The 19345-nt window shown below is 41.4% G+C and carries 17 protein-coding genes; 6 read left to right on the top strand and 11 right to left on the bottom strand.

Annotation, left to right across the window (positions count from 1 at the left end):
• Positions 1-10: 10 nt before the first annotated feature.
• From HZC45_05795 to HZC45_05805, 3 genes are all read right to left on the bottom strand, one after another.
• Positions 11-2860, bottom strand: coding sequence for a molybdopterin-dependent oxidoreductase (locus HZC45_05795; GenBank protein ID MBI5682661.1), 2850 nt, complete (start codon positions 2858-2860; stop codon positions 11-13).
• Positions 2857-3474, bottom strand: a complete 618-nt coding sequence (locus HZC45_05800) for a 4Fe-4S dicluster domain-containing protein (GenBank protein ID MBI5682662.1) — start codon at positions 3472-3474, stop codon at positions 2857-2859. Before HZC45_05800 ends, HZC45_05795 begins: the two co-directional genes overlap by 4 nt.
• Positions 3475-3552: 78 nt before the next feature.
• The gene (locus HZC45_05805) at positions 3553-3915 is read right to left on the bottom strand and encodes a hypothetical protein (protein ID MBI5682663.1); all 363 of its coding nucleotides are present in this window, start codon (positions 3913-3915) and stop codon (positions 3553-3555) included.
• 287 nt (positions 3916-4202) lie between these two features.
• Here HZC45_05805 and HZC45_05810 point away from each other — a divergent pair, with 287 nt between their 5' ends.
• Positions 4203-5513: a sigma-54-dependent Fis family transcriptional regulator gene (locus HZC45_05810; GenBank protein MBI5682664.1), complete on the top strand. Its 1311-nt coding sequence runs from the start codon at positions 4203-4205 to the stop codon at positions 5511-5513.
• Positions 5514-6154: 641 nt separating this feature from the next.
• Positions 6155-7702, top strand: a complete 1548-nt coding sequence (locus HZC45_05815) for a YifB family Mg chelatase-like AAA ATPase (protein ID MBI5682665.1) — start codon at positions 6155-6157, stop codon at positions 7700-7702.
• Positions 7703-7758: 56 nt separating this feature from the next.
• On the opposite strand, the gene HZC45_05820 is transcribed toward HZC45_05815, so the two are convergent.
• Both HZC45_05820 and ccsB read right to left on the bottom strand, forming a co-directional pair.
• Complete coding sequence (locus HZC45_05820; GenBank protein ID MBI5682666.1) at positions 7759-9171, bottom strand: cytochrome c biogenesis protein ResB; 1413 nt, start codon at positions 9169-9171, stop codon at positions 7759-7761.
• A gap of 2 nt (positions 9172-9173) precedes the next feature.
• Positions 9174-10064 (bottom strand): c-type cytochrome biogenesis protein CcsB, encoded by an 891-nt coding sequence (gene ccsB / locus HZC45_05825; GenBank protein ID MBI5682667.1) that lies wholly within the window; start codon positions 10062-10064, stop codon positions 9174-9176.
• Between the two features lie 156 nt (positions 10065-10220).
• Between ccsB and HZC45_05830 the strand changes: the two genes are divergently transcribed.
• Together HZC45_05830 and HZC45_05835 are read left to right on the top strand one after the other, a co-directional pair.
• Positions 10221-10529, top strand: a complete 309-nt coding sequence (locus HZC45_05830; GenBank protein MBI5682668.1) for a hypothetical protein — start codon at positions 10221-10223, stop codon at positions 10527-10529.
• A gap of 33 nt (positions 10530-10562) precedes the next feature.
• Positions 10563-10841 carry a zinc ribbon domain-containing protein gene (locus HZC45_05835; GenBank protein MBI5682669.1) on the top strand — a complete coding sequence of 93 codons (279 nt, stop codon included), beginning with the start codon at positions 10563-10565 and terminating at the stop codon, positions 10839-10841.
• A gap of 16 nt (positions 10842-10857) precedes the next feature.
• Here HZC45_05835 and HZC45_05840 read toward each other — a convergent pair whose 3' ends face one another.
• The 6 genes from HZC45_05840 to HZC45_05865 are packed head-to-tail and all read right to left on the bottom strand — an operon-like array spanning position 10858 to position 16050.
• The gene (locus HZC45_05840; protein MBI5682670.1) at positions 10858-11712 is read right to left on the bottom strand and encodes a TIGR02757 family protein; all 855 of its coding nucleotides are present in this window, start codon (positions 11710-11712) and stop codon (positions 10858-10860) included.
• Positions 11681-13006: an SH3 domain-containing protein gene (locus HZC45_05845; GenBank protein ID MBI5682671.1), complete on the bottom strand. Its 1326-nt coding sequence runs from the start codon at positions 13004-13006 to the stop codon at positions 11681-11683. Before HZC45_05845 ends, HZC45_05840 begins: the two co-directional genes overlap by 32 nt.
• Positions 12991-13443 (bottom strand): rRNA maturation RNase YbeY, encoded by a 453-nt coding sequence (gene ybeY / locus HZC45_05850; protein MBI5682672.1) that lies wholly within the window; start codon positions 13441-13443, stop codon positions 12991-12993. Before ybeY ends, HZC45_05845 begins: the two co-directional genes overlap by 16 nt.
• A 1-nt stretch (position 13444) precedes the next feature.
• On the bottom strand, positions 13445-14452 hold the full coding sequence (locus HZC45_05855) for a PhoH family protein (GenBank protein MBI5682673.1): 1008 nt from the start codon (positions 14450-14452) through the stop codon (positions 13445-13447).
• A complete protein-coding gene (locus HZC45_05860) occupies positions 14445-15005 on the bottom strand; it encodes a DUF1957 domain-containing protein (GenBank protein ID MBI5682674.1) in 561 nt (186 codons plus the stop codon). Before HZC45_05860 ends, HZC45_05855 begins: the two co-directional genes overlap by 8 nt.
• On the bottom strand, positions 14971-16050 hold the full coding sequence (locus HZC45_05865) for a hypothetical protein (protein MBI5682675.1): 1080 nt from the start codon (positions 16048-16050) through the stop codon (positions 14971-14973). The genes HZC45_05860 and HZC45_05865 overlap by 35 nt, the downstream gene beginning before the upstream one ends.
• Positions 16051-16293: 243 nt before the next feature.
• Here HZC45_05865 and HZC45_05870 point away from each other — a divergent pair, with 243 nt between their 5' ends.
• Together HZC45_05870 and HZC45_05875 are read left to right on the top strand one after the other, a co-directional pair.
• Positions 16294-18495 (top strand): LPS-assembly protein LptD, encoded by a 2202-nt coding sequence (locus HZC45_05870; protein ID MBI5682676.1) that lies wholly within the window; start codon positions 16294-16296, stop codon positions 18493-18495.
• A 10-nt stretch (positions 18496-18505) separates the two neighbouring features.
• On the top strand, positions 18506-19345 hold an 840-nt coding region (locus HZC45_05875), incomplete at its 3' end, for a type I restriction enzyme HsdR N-terminal domain-containing protein (GenBank protein MBI5682677.1).

Raw genomic sequence — 19345 nt, forward strand, 5'->3', positions numbered from 1 at the left:
CTATCTTTAATCAGATAACTTTAGCAGAAGGCGCTTCTACTGCAACAATTCTGGCAATAATATCCACATATCCGGGGAACCCAACTATCGGTGACAGTAAGTTGGGGTCAACCAACTGGTTCACATTGGCAGTGTAATCCTTCTGCTGGTAGGTCGTGCCAACACCCGGCGAGAAACGACCGCCTCCTCCGTATGGCATCTTCAACACACTCGGACGAACCGTATCTGTCACAAGGACAACACTCTTCTGTGTCTTGCCAAGCATATTCTCAATCGTAATTACATCTCCGGTATTTACCCCATTTGCCTCTGCATCCTTTGGATTCATAGCACATGCACCAACGCAGTGGGTGCCTTTTGTAAACCTCTTTTTTGCCACCTTCATGCTTCCCTGCGGCATACCCATACCGTTTTTCTCTGTAACCCAGTCTGCCACCTCAGCCTCAAACTCCTTATTCAATGGCCACCATATGCTGTCAGTGGGCGTCTCTGCCTGCTGCGGATTGGCGTATGTGGCTGTCATGCCCTGATGCACCCTGGCAGAAATCAACTGGAACGGATACTTCTTTACCATCTCTGCATATCTCGGACTTGCAGGATTATAAGGAGGGTCAAACCAGAAGAATGTGGTCGGGTATTTATCCCATTTTACTCCTGTGTATTTTTCAAGGATTTCGAACCCGTATGGTTTTGCGCCGCCCTTTATATGCTCATTATAATTCTCCATCCTGCTCCAGACAAACTCAATCTTGCCAGATTTGTGCTGAATTACCTGCTCATACCTTCTCCACGCCATAGGCCATACAGCAACACCCTGATGCTTCCTCAGCCAATCCACTGTTATCGGCTCGCCCTGAATCACCTTTTTCTCATTGTCTATCTTCACCCTTCCTGCCTCAAGGGAATCCGGTGTGCCGATGAGTGTATAGCCCTTAGGAAGTTTTGGATATGGAAGAGGCTCGCCCACATTCTTTTTACCAGGCGTCCCTTCAATTGCCTCAGTCCAGAATATATCATCATGCTTATATTTGAGCCAGAACTCCTTCGGGTCAACATCCTTATCGCCATTGTCATAGAGCGCCTTTGCAACGGCATTCATTATCTCAACCTGAGTCTTTGCCTCGCCGAGCGGCTTTATCACCTGATCCCTTAAAACAGCAACAGGACAACTTGGATATATATCTGCAATGCCATACCTCTCCAGATAGTTTGCCGCAGGGAGCACTACATCAGCATACAGAGCGTTCTCAAGGTAGACGGAGTCTATGCTGACATTCAGATCAAGAAGATACTCGCCTGTCTTAGGGTCAACTGCAGTAAGCGCCTCCTGCCATTTCCATGTAGCGCTTCCGCTTATCATTGTATTCCCGCCGATTTCGAACCTTGCCTTGATTGGATATTTATAGCCCTTAAAAGGACCATACTTGATTTCTACCCCTTCAAGGATCCTCCTTGGATGGTCGCCAACCACATCCTCCCAGCCTGCAGGCCAATCGCTCATCTCATCCATGTGCAAATCGCCCTGCTTGCCTTTGACAGTCTTGCCATTAACAGTTCTCGTGATTTCCCTGCCCTGGAAGTGTCCGGCATAGCCGTCCTTGCTGATTCTTACCTGATTGCAGTCAATGACCCCGCCCGGCGCCTCAATGTTGCCTGTTACAACATCAATGGCTGTGCCAAACATGGATGCTATATAGCCTGCAAATCTGTGGCCGATGCCGTTCATGCCCCAGACAACTGCGCCAGGCTTTGTGGTTCCGATGAGCTCGGCGATTTCCTTTATCTTGTCTTTTGAGATGGTGGTCTTTTCCTCTGCCCATTCTAAAGAGAAGTATTTAAGCCCGTTGCCGTCGGTCTTATTCCAGTAGGACTTGAACTCCTTCACAAACTCATCAAAACCCTTTGTGTATTTTGCTATGAAGTCTTTGTCCTCGTATCCCTTTTCGAGGATATACCTCAAGATAGCGCCCAGTAAGTGGTTGTCGGTGCCCGGTCTTATCGGCACCCACTCTCCGCCGTTATTGGCTGCCCATGCAGCGGTATTGCACATGGCAGGGTCAACAACGATTACCCTGCAGCCCTTGAGCGCTGCTGTAACTGTTCCCCTGCTTTCATAATGGATCCTTGTGGCAGTGAACGGATTCCAGCCGAGATACACGATATATTTCGGAAGAGGGAGGTCATCATACCCCATTTCTTTCAGACTTCCGTCAGACTGTCGGACAAGGACAGGCCTCATCAAATCAGGCTCCCACCTCTTGCCGTTTATGAAGTTCTTGGGACCGAACCTTCTCGGCACATCGCAGATACTGCCGTGCTCAACAACATGAGGGCAGGCAATAGCCCCGCGGCCCATGCGGTAGTAAGGCTGTGTATCCGTCATGTCGCCTGTGTCAACAATCACTGACTCTCCGCCGCCGTGTTTCTTTTTAATCTCCACAATCTTTTTGGCTATGTGATTCAATGCCTCATCCCAACTTACCCTTTTAAACTTCCCTTCCCCGCGCTTTCCAGTCCTCATCATAGGATGTAGTATCCTGCCTGTTGAGTTTATTAGACCGCACCCTAATGGCCCCTTGCCGCACATCTTGCCGTGGTTGTAGGGGTCTGCATAGTTTCCATAAATCTTTTCTACCTTGCCGTCCTTTGTACAGACCTCCAGCCCGCACTCACTTGGGCAGTAGGAATCATAGGTATATTTCACATCATAACCTGTAAATTTACCTTCTAATTCCTGCTCGCTCCCTGCCTGCAGTTTAAGATTTGACTGGGAAAAGGCATTGAGGACATTAAATCCGAGAGGGGCTGTTGCTCCAACTGCTGCGCCTAATTTTATAAAGTTTCTTCTTGATATTTTCATGACTTCACCTCCTCGGCAGTGCCGCTTATATCAATCAGTTTATCCCTTCCATCCATGATATAAGCAGTCTGTGGTTTTGTTTTAAACTCAGCCCTCAGGACATCAGTTTTATTTTCTTTAAGGAGTTTAGAGACCTTGCTGTTCGGGTCATTCAAATCTCCGAAATACCTTGCATTGCCTATACAGTTCCTCACGCATGCCGGCTCCTCCAGACCTGCATCAAGCCTGTGCGCGCACCATGTGCATTTGTCTGCCTTGCCTGTAGATTGATTTATGTATCTGGCATCATACGGACATGCAGTAGCACAGTAACCACAGCCGATACAGAGGTCTTCTCTTACAAGCACTGCCCCATCGCTCCGCTTAAATGTAGCGCCTGGCACAGGACACGCCTTGATACACGGCGGATTTTCGCAGTGATTACACAGCACAGGCAGGAAATACCTCTTGTTGTTTGGATACTCGCCAACATCATAGATGCCGACCCTTGCCCTGGAGTTGCCCATAGGCACTTTATTCTCCATCTTGCATGATGATTGGCATCCATAGCATCCTGTGCATTTTCTTAAGTCTATGGCAAAGCCATACTTTTTAGACATATCATCCCCTCCTATTTTACTTGCAAGTATTGTTTGTTCTTCTTTTTCTCTATCTCTCCAATCATTTGCTTCACCGCACACTATAACCTCTACTTATTTTTTATAGCGGTCGCCTGCTTCAGCAGGTTCGCCGCCATAAAATGTCCTTGCGTTATCCGCGCCCCATCTATGGCATTCCAGACACTCTGTCTTATCAACCTTTCTGCTTAAATTCTGAGGCATGGCAGATTTTCCTACGGTAGTTCCGCCCACACCTTTCTTATCTGCACTCACCCAGCCATTTGACTTATAAGGCTGCAAATGGCATTTTTCACAGTCCACTCCGTTCTCATCATGGTTTGTGTGAAAGGCTTCTGGATTGTATCTTGCCTTCATATCTTCAGCTGCCTTTACCAGCCCTACACTCCCGAAAACCACTGCGAGAAGAACACAGATTAAAGTCTTTTTTCTAAACATGCTGACACCTCCTTTCGTGTTTTTTTGCTGCTAATTTTTTTACTTAAAATAAGACACACCTGTATAACCTCACCTCCTTTCCATTTGTTATTAAAATAGCAATTATAATGCCAATGTATATCTAGTTGATTTATAAGACTTTTTCTTTAAAAATATCTCTTGACATTGTTACAGATGAAACATATGATGCAACATAAATTGAAACAGAGGTCCCAAAAATAGACATTCATTTTTGGGTTTGTAAAATAGCGAGGGTTTTAATCGCTATTTTACAGAGAGGTGATGATATGGGTATCCCTGCCATTAGTCCAAATAGTCCATTTGCCTTTGAGTCTATCTCTCAAAGCGCTATCTTTTTTGTAATGGATGAAAAATGCAATATACTTTCAATGAGCGGTGCGGCTAAAGAGAAATGCAGGTTGAATGACAATGATATTGCCAGAGGAGTGTGGTGTGATGCTGTTCTTGACGGGTTCCCTCTCTATGACTGTCCGCCCAAAAGTTTCGGGGTATCCAGCGGAAATTTGAAGACCGCAAATGGCAAGATGGCAGGGACATTTATCTATTACCCTATAAAAGATGAGAAAGGCAGGATTGTGGGGAGTATCTGGAATTTTATAAGGCAGAGCAGCAGTTGCTGCAATATAATGGAAGATGAGTCATTCTGGGCAACAAAGAATAAAACCATGGGCATAACGATTCAGAGGGCGATTATTGCTGCAAAAAAAGATTCCCCTATAAGCATATTCGGCGAGACAGGAACAGGAAAGACAGTTCTTGCAAAGTTTATCCATCAGCAGAGTCAGGTAAGGGAGGGCCCGTTCATCCACATAAATTGCTCAACCATCCCCGAGACACTCTTTGAATCAGAGTTATTCGGTTATGAAAAGGGGGCATTTACAGGCGCTAACACTGAGGAAAAGGGCTATATTGCTGCGGCTGACGGCGGAACACTCTTTCTGGATGAGGTGGCGGACATGCCTTTAACTTGTCAATCTAAACTATTGACATTTCTGGACACCAAAAGATATCAGCCGCTCGGCGCCACAAAAGAGAGGATAAACCGTGTAAGGATTATATCTTCTTCCAATAAACCACTCTGGGAGATGACAAAGAATCGGGAGTTCAGACAGGACCTTTTTTTCAGGCTTTCTGTAATAAGGCTCTTCATGCCGCCGCTTCGGGAAAGGAAAGAGGATATTCCCACGCTTGTCAACAACTTTTTAGGCGGTAAAAAACGGATAAGTTCGCAGGCTATGAGACTAATCTTATCACATCCATGGCATGGGAACATCAGGGAACTTACATCCGTATTGGAGAGCGCGTGCGTATGCAGCGCTGACGAGGAAATCATACAGCCCGACCATCTCTGTCTTAACTATGAAGAGAATGAAACAAACGGCCGCTTAAAAAATGGGATGACAAATCCTGATGATGAGAAATACAAGATACTTTTGGCATTAAAAAATTCTTCCAACAACAAGACAATGGCTGCACAACTCCTTGGATTAAGCCGCATTACCTTATGGCGAAAGATGAAAAAACATGGTCTTGAGGTCAGTAAAGATTGCGGTGCGGACTGCAGCTGTCATAAATAAATATAAACCCCGCAACTAACCTGTCTGCTTGTCGCAGACCTGCCTAATTTAACCCTTCATTAAAAAAGAAAAATAATGTATATTTTAATCTGGCAGCAAATCAGCGTCTGTAAAAAGCGAAAAGGGAACAAGGCGTCGGGGTAAAAACCTTGACACTTTGGCAAGGGATTACAGATTGAGCATCATCTCCATTATAAATATAGCATTAAACGCACTAAGAATAAATAAGATGGGGGACAAAAAGGATTTATTTTCCTCTTTCTTTTGGGAGCAAAGACTATCTGTCTATTGTGCCCCCTTTGAATGATGTGATGGGGATAGTTGGATAATACTACTCTGGCTGTCCTTGGCATGAAAATAATTTACTCCAGACCCAACAGTTCTGTCCAAGAAAATAAATCCCCTTTTCTGTCCTTTTCTGTCGTCCCCTTTTCTGCCCTCCTGCCCTTTCTGTTTTTCTGTGCTTTTTCTTGATGACTTTCTCTGCCTTCTTTGATAATCTCTTTCTTATGCCTGCCTGTCGGCAGACAGGGGTATAATCCTCCTTTTTTGATGTGTTGTAACTGCTTGAGAATTATACCATTTTTGAATTTACAAAAAAGATTTTATACTACCAAACATGTCAAATAAAAGAAGAAGAGATGCTTTCTAAAATCCTATCCAGTGCTATAATCGGCATTGATGCATATATTGTTGAGGTAGAGGTAGATATCTCTCCCGGACTACCTGTGTTTTCTACTGTCGGACTCCCTGACAATGCTGTTAAGGAAAGTAAAGATAGAGTCAAGGCAGCAATAAAAAACTCAGGTTATGAATTCCCGACCATGAGGATTACTGTAAACATTGCACCTGCTGATATAAAAAAAGAAGGCACAAGTTTTGACCTGCCTGTTTCAATCGGCATACTTGCCGCGCAGAAACTGCTTAAGACTGATAAACTTAATCAATATCTCATAGTTGGTGAACTTTCATTAAATGGGGATATTAAACCTATAAAGGGTGCGCTTTCTATGGCAATCACTGCAAAGACTTTAGGATTAAAAGGTATTATACTGCCGGAGGAAAATGCAGAAGAGGCAGCCATTGTTGAAGGTATAGATGTTATTCCTGTTAAATGCCTTTCCCAGTTAGCAGAGTTTTTTAATGGGGGCATAGAAATTAAACCATGTAAGGTAGATGTCAATGCCTTTTTCAAAAGGGAAGGCGATGCCTTATTGGATATAAATGAGGTGAAAGGGCAGGAGCATGTAAAAAGGGCACTGGAGATTGCAGTGGCAGGAGGGCATAATATCTTAATGATTGGGCCGCCCGGCTCAGGGAAAACAATGCTTGCAAGGAGGATTCCAACCATTCTTCCTGATATAACTATGGATGAGGCGATTGAAACAACAAAGATTCACAGCGTTGCAGGACTATTGAATAACAAACAGGTGCTTGTCACAACGAGACCTTTCAGAAGCCCCCACCACACTATTTCTGATGCAGGTCTCATTGGAGGGGGGCAGATTCCAAAACCAGGTGAGGTGTCTCTTGCACATAACGGAGTTTTGTTTTTAGATGAACTCCCTGAATTTCATAAAAATGTTTTAGAGGTATTAAGGCAGCCCCTTGAAGACGGCAAGGTTACAATATCCCGGGCAGCCGTTTCAATTACATATCCAACATCCATCATGCTGGTTGCTTCATGTAACCCATGTCCTTGTGGTTTTTTCGGAGATTTAAGCAGGACATGTCAGTGCACCCCATTACAAATCAGGAGATACAGGGCAAAACTATCAGGACCACTCCTTGATAGGATAGATATCCATGTGGATGTACCGGGAGTCAAATTCAGGGAATTATCTGATGAAAGGGGAGGGGAAGAATCGTCTGAAATAAAGGAGAGGGTCAATACGGCAAGGAAGATACAAGATAAAAGGTTTTCTATACTCCATACAAAATCAGGCAGAAGGATATACTGTAATGCCCAGATGTCATCAAGACATATCAAAAGATTCTGTGAAATAGGCAGTGACAGCAAAGGACTTCTTGAAATGGCAATAGATAAACTCGGACTTTCTGCGCGGGCGTATGCAAGGATATTAAAGGTTGCAAGGACTATTGCAGATATTGAAGGAAGTGAAAATATTGGGTCGCCCCACATATCAGAGGCGGTTCAGTACAGGAGTCTGGACAGAAAGGTTGTATAAATAGCAGAGGCACAGGAGACAATATGCTTGGCAAACAAGGATGGGTGCCTTTTAACTTACTGGTATTTTCGGGTGAAATGTCTTATCTGTCTTATTATTCCTGCTTCATCTGCCAGAAGCCCCCTTGCCTTTATGGATAGTCTTAATAGCGGCACTTTGGACTCCCTGTCAATCCTGTACATAATCATATACCAAGTCATATATATCCTCATTGCCATTGCAGCAAGCACCAGTATACCTGCAAACCAGAGTATTGCTACACCAGGGTCATAGCGATAACTCAATATTGTTGCCTCCATAAACTCCTTGATGTCTACTGCCCTGTCCTCAATGGTCAAATAACCGCCGAGTTCAAGTTTCCCAATCTTTTCTTTATCCTTTATACCATTTGCCATTAGTCCTTTGCCTTTTACCATATATACATCTACAGAGGGAATAATCTTTTCAGTCCTGCCATCCTTTCTAAACAGTGTGCCGACCCTTAGATTTTTAAAAACAAGGGCATCTTCTATGCCGGGAAGTATTGCCTCTTTCCCTATCTCTACCTCAATTCCAATAGGACTCTTGTCCATTGTTACCTTTAACTTCTGCTCAAATGCCGCCTGATAAAATGTAAAGCCGCCGTATTCTAATGGGTCATTTACCTCAATAATCTTTTCAATGATTAGTTTGTCATCTCTAATCACCATTAACCTGCTCTTCCAGTCTTTTGGAAATAGCGATTCATCCTTTATTTTATATTTTATTGGTTTATCCTGCCAGCCAAGGGCAATTGCAAGCCTTGACAGTCTTTCTTTTGGATAGTCTATAGAGGGCATCTGGTTGTATTCGGTTGTGAACTCAGCCAGTTTGACCTTAAATGGCAGTTCTTCTGCCTTTTTGCCGAATAGTTTATTAAATCTGCTCTGTACAGATGGCTGGATTGTTTTTATCTCATCAGGATATATTATAATCTCATCTTCAAATGCAAAAAGGTATGTCAGGAAAAAACCGATGAAACAGAGAAATATTCCAAGATGGTAAAGGCATGTAAGCCATTTATAAGATAACCCCTTTATCATAATGGTTTTGCTGGTGTCAGAATACAATTTTCTAAAACCAAGTTTTTTTATGAATATTTCATCAATCTCATCTTTTCCATTTAACTGTATTATGTGAGTTGAGATAAATCCTGTGTCAAGAGGTGTTTCTTTGCATAGTATAAGAAACCGCTCCCATGTGCATATTGTAAGGTTCACAAACAATAAAAGACTGACTATAAGGAACAATGGGGTTGAAAAGAGGTTCATGAGTCCGAATATCTTCACAAGCAATACAAACCTGCCGCCCTCATTTATATAGTCTTCAATATTTCCACCTTGCGGAAATATAGTCCCTGCAAGATAGAATACAGCCAGTATCCCCAGAAATAGAATTGAGGTCTTTATGGAAGAGAACTTTTTGTATAGATAGTTATTACGAATTTGCATTTTCATACTGCATAAATATGCAGACTTGGGATGCCCAGCAGTTTAGAAAGCCAGTTGACACCAAGGAATGTCATCAGCATACATATAAATCCAAGAATATTCAGCAAGGATGCAGGCAGACCTCTCCACTTTGGGATAGTCATTGCATGAAGGTACATGGCAAATACGGTCCATGTTATAAGCGACCATGTCTCCTTCGGATCCCAACTCCAATATCTTCCCCATGCTTCATTTGCCCATGCAGCGCCTGAGAATACGCCGAATGTAAGCAGGGGAAAGCCAAACAGCACGAGTTTAAATGATGTCCTGTGAAACACCTCTATATTATTCATATCCAGTCCATAATCAAAAGACTTCCCTCTTTTCAGTCTTGGATTTATAAAGAGATAGACCATCTCTATACTGCAACTCACCACAAATACAGCGTAAGAGAGAAATGCAAGGATTACATGATATTCAAACCACCAACTCTGCAACGGCGGTGAAAGCGGTTCTACAGCAGGGTTTCTTGAAAGGAGTGCATAAAGTGATGCGCCCATTGACATAAGGGTTACAGGTATCCCTGCAAGGTGTATGCCTTCCCATTTTCTTGAAACATAAATGTATGTGAAAGAGGCAGTCCATGCAAACCATGAAAGGCTTTCATATAATGTCTGGAATGGTGCGCGTTGTGCCTCTATGGTTCTGAAGATTATTAGCGCTGCATGGATAACAACCACTGCCCATAAAATACCTGCTGCCGTCTTTCCGATAGAGTTCTTTTTTGTGAAGAGATATATCAGATATAAAAAAAGGCACACACCGTAAAAAAAAGCGATAAGCCAGAATATCCTCAGTTCTGTAGTTAAGAGGAAGGCATCCCTTGATAAGATAGTATCAATAGTTGAAGTCATAAAAAATCAAAACTTTTAAAATTTGATTTGTAATTTTTAACTTTGCTTTTTGAGTTTTGATTTTATCTACCATACCTATATTTAATTTGACAAGGCAAATATTTGTGTATATATTTGAAACCGCTAAATTCCAAAAAGAGAGGGAATAATCAGGTCATGAACAAGATAAGATGCCAATGCTGCAGCAAAGAACTTCAGCCGGGCAGCATAAAATATGTTATTGAGATAAAGAGTTTTGCTGATTTTGATGGCTATCTTGAGGAATATCAAGGTGATATAGAAGACGGCATGTTAGACATTCTTGAAGATATGTCAGATACTGATACAAAGACGATTGAGGAGGATGTTTATCAGGAACGGGTGTTTATACTTTGTAAGGACTGTAAGGCAAGGTTTGTAAAAGACCCATTCTGTATGGAGAGGGAAACCTTTGAAAACGAGCATATGAAAGGGACAGTGCATTAAACAGCATCAAGGATAAAAGGGAGGGATGTATAAATGCCAATATATGAGTATGTCTGCAAATCCTGCGGCATGGAATTTGAGGTAACACAGAAGATTTCTGATGAACCCTTAAAAGAATGCCAGCGCTGTTCTTCTAACAAAATTGAAAAGGTCATTTCACCATCTGCATTTGTGCTGAAGGGAAGCGGCTGGCATAAAAGTGATTATGCCTCAAAGGTGAATGACCCATCTAAAAAGAGTCCTGAAAAGGATTCATCATGCCCTGCTGCATCATCTTCTTCAAGTGCATGCTCCACATGCCCGCAGGCATAATAAATAGTAAGTTTTTTTACATCACACATATGCCTTTTATCAGGCATTTCCTGCATTTTTCAGGATCTTTCTTTTTCGGACATCTGTCCAGAATACCAAGCCTGCACAGGCTAAAATCATATTTTACAGGGTCGTCCGCATCTAGTCTTTTTAGGTTCTCTGTGATTTCCTCTGCCATCTCCCAGTCAGGGGATTTTCTGTTTGTAAGTCCGATATACTTTGATATTCGGGCTATGTGAGTGTCAAGCGGTATAATCAGTCTGTTTGGGTGTATCTCTTTCCATAAACCTAAATCCACATCCTTTTCCCTAACCATCCACCTTAAATACAGGTTTAACCTTTTGCAAGGACTCCCATCTGATGGAGAAGGGAAAAAGAATCTTACGCCAGCATCTTGAGGAAGTTTGCGCCTGCCATAAATAGGCATGGAATCTAATTTCAATACCCTGTCAGAAAAACTTATAAGGGCAGGTTTTATATTCTTATCATAAGGATTATAACCTTTCAGAAAGAATCCTTTAATAGAGCCGCCTTCCTCTATCATCTGTTTTACAAAATATATAAGACAGGCAATGTCTCTACCTTTATTAAATCTATGGGAGAAATTGTTAAATAATTGTGTATGTTTTTGAGGGTTAAATCTTACTGTGAATCTGTAAGGAGACCAGTCCATTACATCCAGAATATAGTTTATGCTTTTAAGGATGCCTTCCACCTTGCCGTATGCAAGGGATGAGGCAATCAGTCCTGTAATCTCCTTGTCTTTTGGGTCTTTAAACTTATGGACAAATTCAAGGGGGTCAGGGGAGATGGAGTTTATATCAAATGATTTGTAGAGTTTATTGAGGAGAGTCTTTAGTTTGTGGTTCATTGGTTACAAGGGTTATCCCTTTTAGTCTATTTATAAATGCACCGCTTTTTGTACGGCTACCCAGATTTAAATCAGTGACAACTGTAGAGTTTACTGCCTTGAAACCATCTGCATCACCATAACCGAATAATGAATGGATTACATAATCCCTGTTGTCAAACTTTCCTAGATACAGCATTATATGACCATTAAGACCTATCAGTGTTATACCAGGGACAGCGGATTTGACGGCTTCCTTTAGGTCATTAGCCGAACTGCCATTGTCAGTATGTCCAAGCAGTTTACCTGTTGAAATCTGCTGTCTTGAGTTTCTGGGCAGGTATATCCCGACTGTTGCAAATACATCTTTAATAAACGAGGAGCAGTCTCTTTTGCCATGTATATTACCCCAGCCATATCCTTCACCCAGTGTTTTAAATGCCTGTTGTATGATATTTTTTTTTGTATATGGCAGGAAGCCTTTATTTACATCTGATGTCTTACTGATGTATGCACTGCCCCGAATAAGAAGTTTGCTGTCTTTAGTTTTGTATGGAAATGCTACAATCCATCTTTTTTCATCCTCTCCTGTTATTGAAAGTCGTGTGCCCATGGGCAGTCTTTCCAAAATCTTTTTAAGTTCACGGTCTTCATAAACATCAACAAAACTTCCTGTGATTATAAGGAATTGGTTATTGTCAGGAAGTATTTCATCTCTATCTTTTGCAAAAGCAACATCATTCAGTCTAATCCAGCCTCTCACAAAACTGGCCTGGAAGAACCCCCACTTTTTGTCTTTACTCACATGAAGCAGGGCAACAATGGAAGGCGGATATATTTTTGAGTATTGGATAGTGTCAAAGTCTTTTGAATTCGGATATTCCCGAATGGGTTCAATTGTTGGGAATGCCCTTATGTCGGCTGTGTTTGTTATAACGCCAAATCTTATTTCTGTTATATCTTCTGCACCTTCAAGGTTTATGTTTTCCTCCAATTCTCTGAAGAACCGCTGTCCTATTTTTCTGCCGTTTTTATCAAACCTCTTCTTATCAACAGGCAAAGGGTCGTGAGTGAGATACTGCTTTATTTTGCTGCCTGATATTGTTCTATACATTTCTTCAATCTTTGCCATCTGGTCAATTGATGTAATGGTGGAGTCATTAAATTTATATATTTTATCGGCATCCATCAGAACTGCATCATGGTTATCCAGCCTATCTATCCAGAAGGAAGGAGAGGCAGTAACATCATAGGCATATCCGTTGCTGCTGATATGGATTAAAAGTAATATTGTAACAATTATGTACGGTCGCATATAAGCCTTTCCTCTTCCCTTTTCATCTTCTTTGCCTTTATGCCGCCCTTTTCATGTTCATATCCAAACAGATGCAGAATGCCGTGTATCAAGAGCCTTTTAATCTCCATATCCATAGGGACATTCATAGATTTTGCCTGCTCTTTTGCCTTTTCAACGGATATGACAATATCACCCAGAAGATACCTTGAACCGTGAACCGTGAACCGTGAACCGTTTTTTCCCCTTACAGAATCCATTGGGAAGGAAAGGACATCTGTTGGTCTGTCTTTTTTCAGGTATCTTTTGTTTAATTCCCTGATAAAATCATTGTCAGTAAACAGTATGCTTATTTCAGCATTATCAGGACAGTCAAGATTTTTGAGTATCTTTGCTATAACTCCTTTTATGCTGTCTCTTTTTACCTTTACCCTTTTACATGAGATTATAATATCCATCTTATACTTCTTCGTCTTCAGAAACCCTTTCCCGTTTTTTCCCAACCCTGTCATAAGCCTTTATAATATCCTGAACCAACGGGTGTCGGACAACATCCTTTTCAGAGAAATATACAAACTCTATCCCTTCTATGCCGTAAAGCACCCTCTGAACCTCCACAAGCCCTGACGGTTTTGCAAGAGGTAAATCTATCTGGGTTATGTCTCCTGTGATAACTGTCTTTGAACTAAAGCCAAGCCTTGTTAAAAACATCTTCATCTGCTCGCTTGTTGTATTCTGTGCCTCGTCCATTATTACGAATGAATCATTGAGAGTCCTGCCCCTCATAAATGCAAGCGGTGCGATTTCTATAATCCCTCTCTCTATTAACTTCTGTGCCCTTTCAAAATCCATCATGTCATGAAGGGCATCGTAAAGGGGTCTTAAATACGGGTCAACCTTTGCAGTAATATCACCAGGCAGGAAACCAAGTTTTTCGCCTGCCTCTACAGCAGGTCTTGTAAGTATTATCCTCTCAACCTCTTTTCTGGAAAGGGCTGCAACAGCCATTGCCATTGCAAGATAGGTCTTGCCAGTTCCGGCAGGACCTATGCTAAAGACAATATCATATTTCCTTATAGCATCTATGTATCCCTTCTGGGCAATACTTTTAGGTGCAATAACCTTTTTCTTAAAAGAGACATAGACCGTGTCCATGAATATATCTGTGAGATGTGCATCCTTCTCAATGCTGCACATCCTTATTGCATAATCAATGTCCGTGGAATGGAGATTGTAGCCTTTTAAAAGGAGATTGCTTAATTCCTTCAGAAGTCTTTCCGCAAGAAGAACCCTTTCTTCTTCACCTTGAATTGTAACGATATTCCCTCTGGTATCCAGTCTGACGGCAAGTTTTTTTTCAAGCCGTTTCAGGTTTTCACCATGCTCACCAAAGAGTGTGAGTGCAATGGCATTATCTTCTACCTCAAGTTGCCTGATACTCTTTTCAAACCACTTTTCTTCACGCATATAATTCTTTATACCAATTTACATCCACATCAGGGAATATATCGTCCCTTTTCTGACAGTATTCAAGAAAGTTCGTCTCTTCTTTACTCAATTCTTCCCCCTTACCCTTTTTCCATGCCATCTGTGACAGTCTCTTAAAATCGTCATAGTGTCGGACAACCCTCATCTCTGCATAATCTTTCGCAGCAAGGGTTGATATTAAGAACTGCCAGTCTGAAGATTCAAGTATAAGGAGTTCCCTTGCCGTCTGCTTTAATATCTCCTGCAGCAGATTGTCATCTTTTTTATCGGCAAACTTTTTTGCAAGTTTTATCATCTCGCCTTCTGCCTCGTAGATGTGCTTCCATGTCCACTGGTTTGTGTCATTAAGCCATATCCAGTGATACCCGCCCTCGCCCCATGAGCCCTCAGGCAGGGATATAACCTGCAAAGGTTTTACCTTATCAAGATATTCTCCAGCAGTTACCATTTCTACCCTGCTGTCAGTATGAAATGCCTTGATTACATGATACAGCCATTCAGGGCAGCCTTGAAAGTGCCCTATTTGGCACATATTCTGTTTTGTCAGCCAAATCAGCCTTTGAATCAGTTACCTGCCAGTACCTCAGTCCGCCAGGGAACCTCTTTTTGTGAAAGTCAAGATAGTTAGGGTCTCCTGGATAGCCGTGTTCACCGCTCCAGACCTGCACACCTGTTTTCGGGTCCCTTGTAAATATGGCAACAGGCATTTTACCTTCAACTGCAGGTCCAACCCAGTAGATGCTATAGGGCGTCTTTTCAGTATCCTCTGGCGGAGGTTTATACTGCTCTGAAAATCTTGTCCATAAAGACTTAAGGGCATCAAACCTGTCAAGATACACACCTATTGCCTTTCCACCCTTAAGAAGATGGGAATCAATAAAGAAGTATTCAATATTGTTTTCACTTAAGAATTCTTCAACACCTTTTCTCATATATGGCTTTGTATTTTTTTCTGTCGGAACAGGTGGTTTCCATTCATACCGCGGTCTATAGGCACATTCAGGAAGCCATATACCTCTCGGATTTTTGCCATAATGCCTTATATAAGATGAAACTGCCTGCTTTACCTGTGCCTGAATGCTTTCATCCCTTGAGAGAAGTGGAAAATAACCATGGGTTGCCCCGCAGGTGATTATTTCTATGTGGTTGGCCCTCTGGAGTTCCGCAAATGTAGATACAATATTCTGATTGTATTTTTCTACAAAGTCCTTATATATGTTCCTGTAAAAATCAAGCCACATTCTTGCAACCGCTAAATAATCAGGCTGTCCTAGTCTTTCGAATTCGGCAATATCATTCTTTGCTGCCTCAAGTTTCTGTCCAAGATATGCCTTGAACTCTGTCTTAAAAGAATCGCTGGCAAGCATCTCTGTAAGAATGGGTGTCAGACCAATGGTTACCTTAGGGCTTATACCCTCTATTATGAGGCGGTTAAAGACATTCAAGAGCGGGATGTATGTTTCAGCAGCAGCCTCGTTGAGCCAGTCTGTTCCATGCGGCCATCTGCCGTGGGAAAGGACATACGGAAGGTGTGAATGCAGAACGAATGTAAATGAACCTATTTTATCTTTGTCCAAAATACCTCCTTAATTTGGTAGTTAGGATTTATAATTATCACAATATTGTTTTTTTTCCAATTTATAAATGATGAACTTGTAAAAAGTCGTCATACCTGCGAAGATTGTCCCCGCATGTTTTAAGCGGAAAGCAGGTATCCAGAAATAGTTACTGATTTTAAAGATTTCTGTCAATTCCCTCTTGTAAGGGTGCTGGTAATATGTTAATTTAGGCAACCAACTGTTAAGAGGTTAATAATGTTTATGTTTTTCAAGAAGATTAATTTATGGTTTTTTTTCTTTTCTGTTCTTATTTCTCATTTCTTATTTTTCTTCACCCATGGTGTCTCTTTTTCTGAAAACGGCATTCAACTATCTTCCAAACTCCCTGTATATATAGATGCAGATAGTATAACATATGATAGAGAAAAGAATACCTATTATGCAAATGGCAATGTGATTGTTACACAGGAAGGTTCAACAATAAGGGCATCAAAGATGGCTATTGATATGTTGGAAAGTCTTGGCACAGCAGAGGGGAATGTGGAATTAACTGATGAGGGCGGTAATGTATTAAAGGGAGATAGGCTTGATTTTAATATAGATACAAAAACAGGAACAGTCAAAAACGGCAGGATGTTTTACAAAAAACAAAATGTACATATAAGCGGAAGTGAAATCAATAAGGTGGGTGAGGAGTCATACAATATAAGAAACGGGGCATTTACCACCTGTGATTGCAAAGAGGATGAATCACCTGCATGGAAATTTTCTGCAAGCAAGGCAGATGTAATAGTCGGGCAGTATATGAATGCACGAAATGTATTCCTCCATATAAATGACAAACCTGTGCTTTATTCACCATACCTTGTGCTTCCTGTGAAAAGGGAAAGACAGACAGGGTTTTTGTTTCCAAAATTCGGTTATTCTGAACTTCGCGGCTTTAAAATGGATAACGCCTTTTTCTGGGCAATATCTGATAACACAGATGCTACATTCTATCTGGATGTAGAAGCAAAACGGGGACTGGGTAAGGGCGGTGAATACAGATACACACTTAGTAATAATACAAAAGGGCAGTTCTATGTTTATCAATTTCAGGAGGATGATATAGACAGGGTCAGACAGTTTAGGAGTGGAAGCAGTAACCTCTCAAAACCCCAGACGGCATCTGATAACAGGTGGATACTCAAATTAAAACATGACCAGACATTTCCTGACAACATTACCTTGAAAGTGGATATAAACAGGGTAAGTGATGATGAATTCTTTATTGATTTTGCCAAAGATAAAAAAGTTGACAGCAGTGAATATTTTACAGATTTTAGCAAAGGACTGACGGGGAGGTCGCTTGAGAGCCTTGAAAGCAACATCTCATTAAACAAAAGGTGGGATAGATTTAATCTGAATGGACAGTTCAGGTATTTTGATAATCTTTTAAGTGCGGATGATGACACGGTTCTACAGAAACTCCCTGAGATAACCCTTACAGGCACAAACCAGCAGGTCATTAAAACACCGTTTTATTTTTCCCTTGAATCATCATTTGTTAATTTTCAAAGGGACAGAGGCACCAAAGGACAGAGATTGGATATACATCCAAGAATCTCTCTGCCATTAACCCCTGATGGATATTTTGAGTTTACTCCATCTATTGGCTACAGAGAAACATTATGGTGGGTTGATAATATGACAGGGCATTATTATGACAGGGGTATATATGACCTGCAGGCAGACCTTACAACAACATTTGTGCGGATTTATGCACTTGATGGTAAAGAACAGAAATTAAAGCATACAATCAGGCCAAAAATAACATATACATATATTCCTGATGATGACCAAACTAGTCTACCTTCATTTGACGATGTTGACAGAATTACTAGGAGCAACACCTTTAACTATTCTGTAAATACAATCTTAACCAGCAAATTTTCTTTGGATAACAAAACATATACAAGGGATGTTGTATATCTGGATATTAAACAAAGTTACGATATAAACGAGGCCACAAGGGATTTGTCATCATCCACTGATAAAAGAAAGCCATTTTCAGATGTAACTTTAGAGACAATATTAAAGCCGTTTGATTGGATGTCAGCAAGTTGGAAAAGGCAGTATGATGTCTATGATAATTGGTTTGAAAAACAAGACACATCTTTTGGGATTAGCAGTAAGAGAGGTGATAATTTGAATCTTTCATATCGATATATCAGAAATGATGTAGAGTATCTTGACGCTGGCGCAAGGTTTAAGGCAACAGATACTGTAGATTTAACATACAATTACAGGTATTCATACAGCGGCAGCAAAGGCATAGAAACAGAATATGGGGTTGACTATCATAAACAGTGCTGGGGTGTTTCGGTCACATTTACAGATAAACTGGAAGAAAAGCTCTTTATGGTAACATTTAATCTATTAGGGCTTGGGCAGGTCGGCGGCATCAGTGGAGGCATGAAATAGGGGATAGCATTTGACCAAAGAATCTTTTAAAGAAAAACTCCTTTCCCTCATCAGCAAATTTGAAAAGGACAAGCACCACTATCTCTCCAAAAATTATCTTGAAGCGCAGGTTCGACAGGATTTCATCAATCCCCTGTTTGAGGCCCTCGGCTGGGACATTGAAAATAAAAAAGGCCTTTCGCCATTTGAAAGAGATGTCATCCTTGAAAAAGGAGAAACATCAGGAAGGCCTGATTATAATTTCAGGATAGACGGCGCAACCAAATTCTTTATTGAGGCAAAGGCGCCGTCTGTTGCGCTAGACAATGTCCATCATATCCTTCAGGCAAAGACATACGCTTGGTCAACCAAAGAGGTCTATTTTGTCATACTCACCGATTTTGAGGAATTCAAACTCTTTGACGCATCTTTAAAACCTAATCCCAAATATCCCAACGAAGGGCTTATCTTTGATTTCAAGCACACCGATTATCTTGAAAACATAGATAAACTTTATCTTCTTTCAAAAGAAGAGGTTGAGAAAGGCTCTCTTGAAAGACTTCTTCCAAGAGATGTCAAGAGCAAGCGTCTCCGCATCCCTGTTGACAGGGCATTTCTTGAGGACATGACAGCATGGAGGGAAGAACTTGCAAAGGACATCCATAAGAGAAATCCAAACCTTGATGCCTGTCCCGTTGTGTCTTTAAACGGGATCAGAATCCTGAACGATGTTGTTCAAAAACTCCTTGATAGGATTATCTTTATCCGCATTGCTGAAGACAGGAAAATCAGAGACCCCCGCGAACTTCAGGAGATTGTTGAGGTATGGAGGCACGAGGGCAAAAGAAAGCCTCTTTTAACGCATTTAAAA

The sequence above is a fragment of the Deltaproteobacteria bacterium genome (assembly GCA_016223005.1).
Classification (GTDB): domain Bacteria; phylum Desulfobacterota; class GWC2-55-46; order UBA9637; family GWC2-42-11; genus JACRPW01.

Bases quoted from the DNA above. Each gene is read 5' to 3' on its own strand.
- HZC45_05795 (MBI5682661.1), bottom strand. From the start codon at position 2,860: ATGAAAATATCAAGAAGAAACTTTATAAAATTAGGCGCAGCAGTTGGA.
- HZC45_05805 (MBI5682663.1), bottom strand. From the start codon at position 3,915: ATGTTTAGAAAAAAGACTTTAATCTGTGTTCTTCTCGCAGTGGTTTTC.
- HZC45_05810 (MBI5682664.1), top strand. From the start codon at position 4,203: ATGGGTATCCCTGCCATTAGTCCAAATAGTCCATTTGCCTTTGAGTCT.
- HZC45_05815 (MBI5682665.1), top strand. From the start codon at position 6,155: ATGCTTTCTAAAATCCTATCCAGTGCTATAATCGGCATTGATGCATAT.
- HZC45_05820 (MBI5682666.1), bottom strand. From the start codon at position 9,171: ATGCAAATTCGTAATAACTATCTATACAAAAAGTTCTCTTCCATAAAG.
- ccsB (MBI5682667.1), bottom strand. From the start codon at position 10,064: ATGACTTCAACTATTGATACTATCTTATCAAGGGATGCCTTCCTCTTA.
- HZC45_05830 (MBI5682668.1), top strand. From the start codon at position 10,221: ATGAACAAGATAAGATGCCAATGCTGCAGCAAAGAACTTCAGCCGGGC.
- HZC45_05835 (MBI5682669.1), top strand. From the start codon at position 10,563: ATGCCAATATATGAGTATGTCTGCAAATCCTGCGGCATGGAATTTGAG.
- HZC45_05840 (MBI5682670.1), bottom strand. From the start codon at position 11,712: ATGAACCACAAACTAAAGACTCTCCTCAATAAACTCTACAAATCATTT.
- HZC45_05845 (MBI5682671.1), bottom strand. From the start codon at position 13,006: ATGCGACCGTACATAATTGTTACAATATTACTTTTAATCCATATCAGC.
- ybeY (MBI5682672.1), bottom strand. From the start codon at position 13,443: ATGGATATTATAATCTCATGTAAAAGGGTAAAGGTAAAAAGAGACAGC.
- HZC45_05855 (MBI5682673.1), bottom strand. From the start codon at position 14,452: ATGCGTGAAGAAAAGTGGTTTGAAAAGAGTATCAGGCAACTTGAGGTA.
- HZC45_05860 (MBI5682674.1), bottom strand. From the start codon at position 15,005: ATGTGCCAAATAGGGCACTTTCAAGGCTGCCCTGAATGGCTGTATCAT.
- HZC45_05870 (MBI5682676.1), top strand. From the start codon at position 16,294: ATGTTTTTCAAGAAGATTAATTTATGGTTTTTTTTCTTTTCTGTTCTT.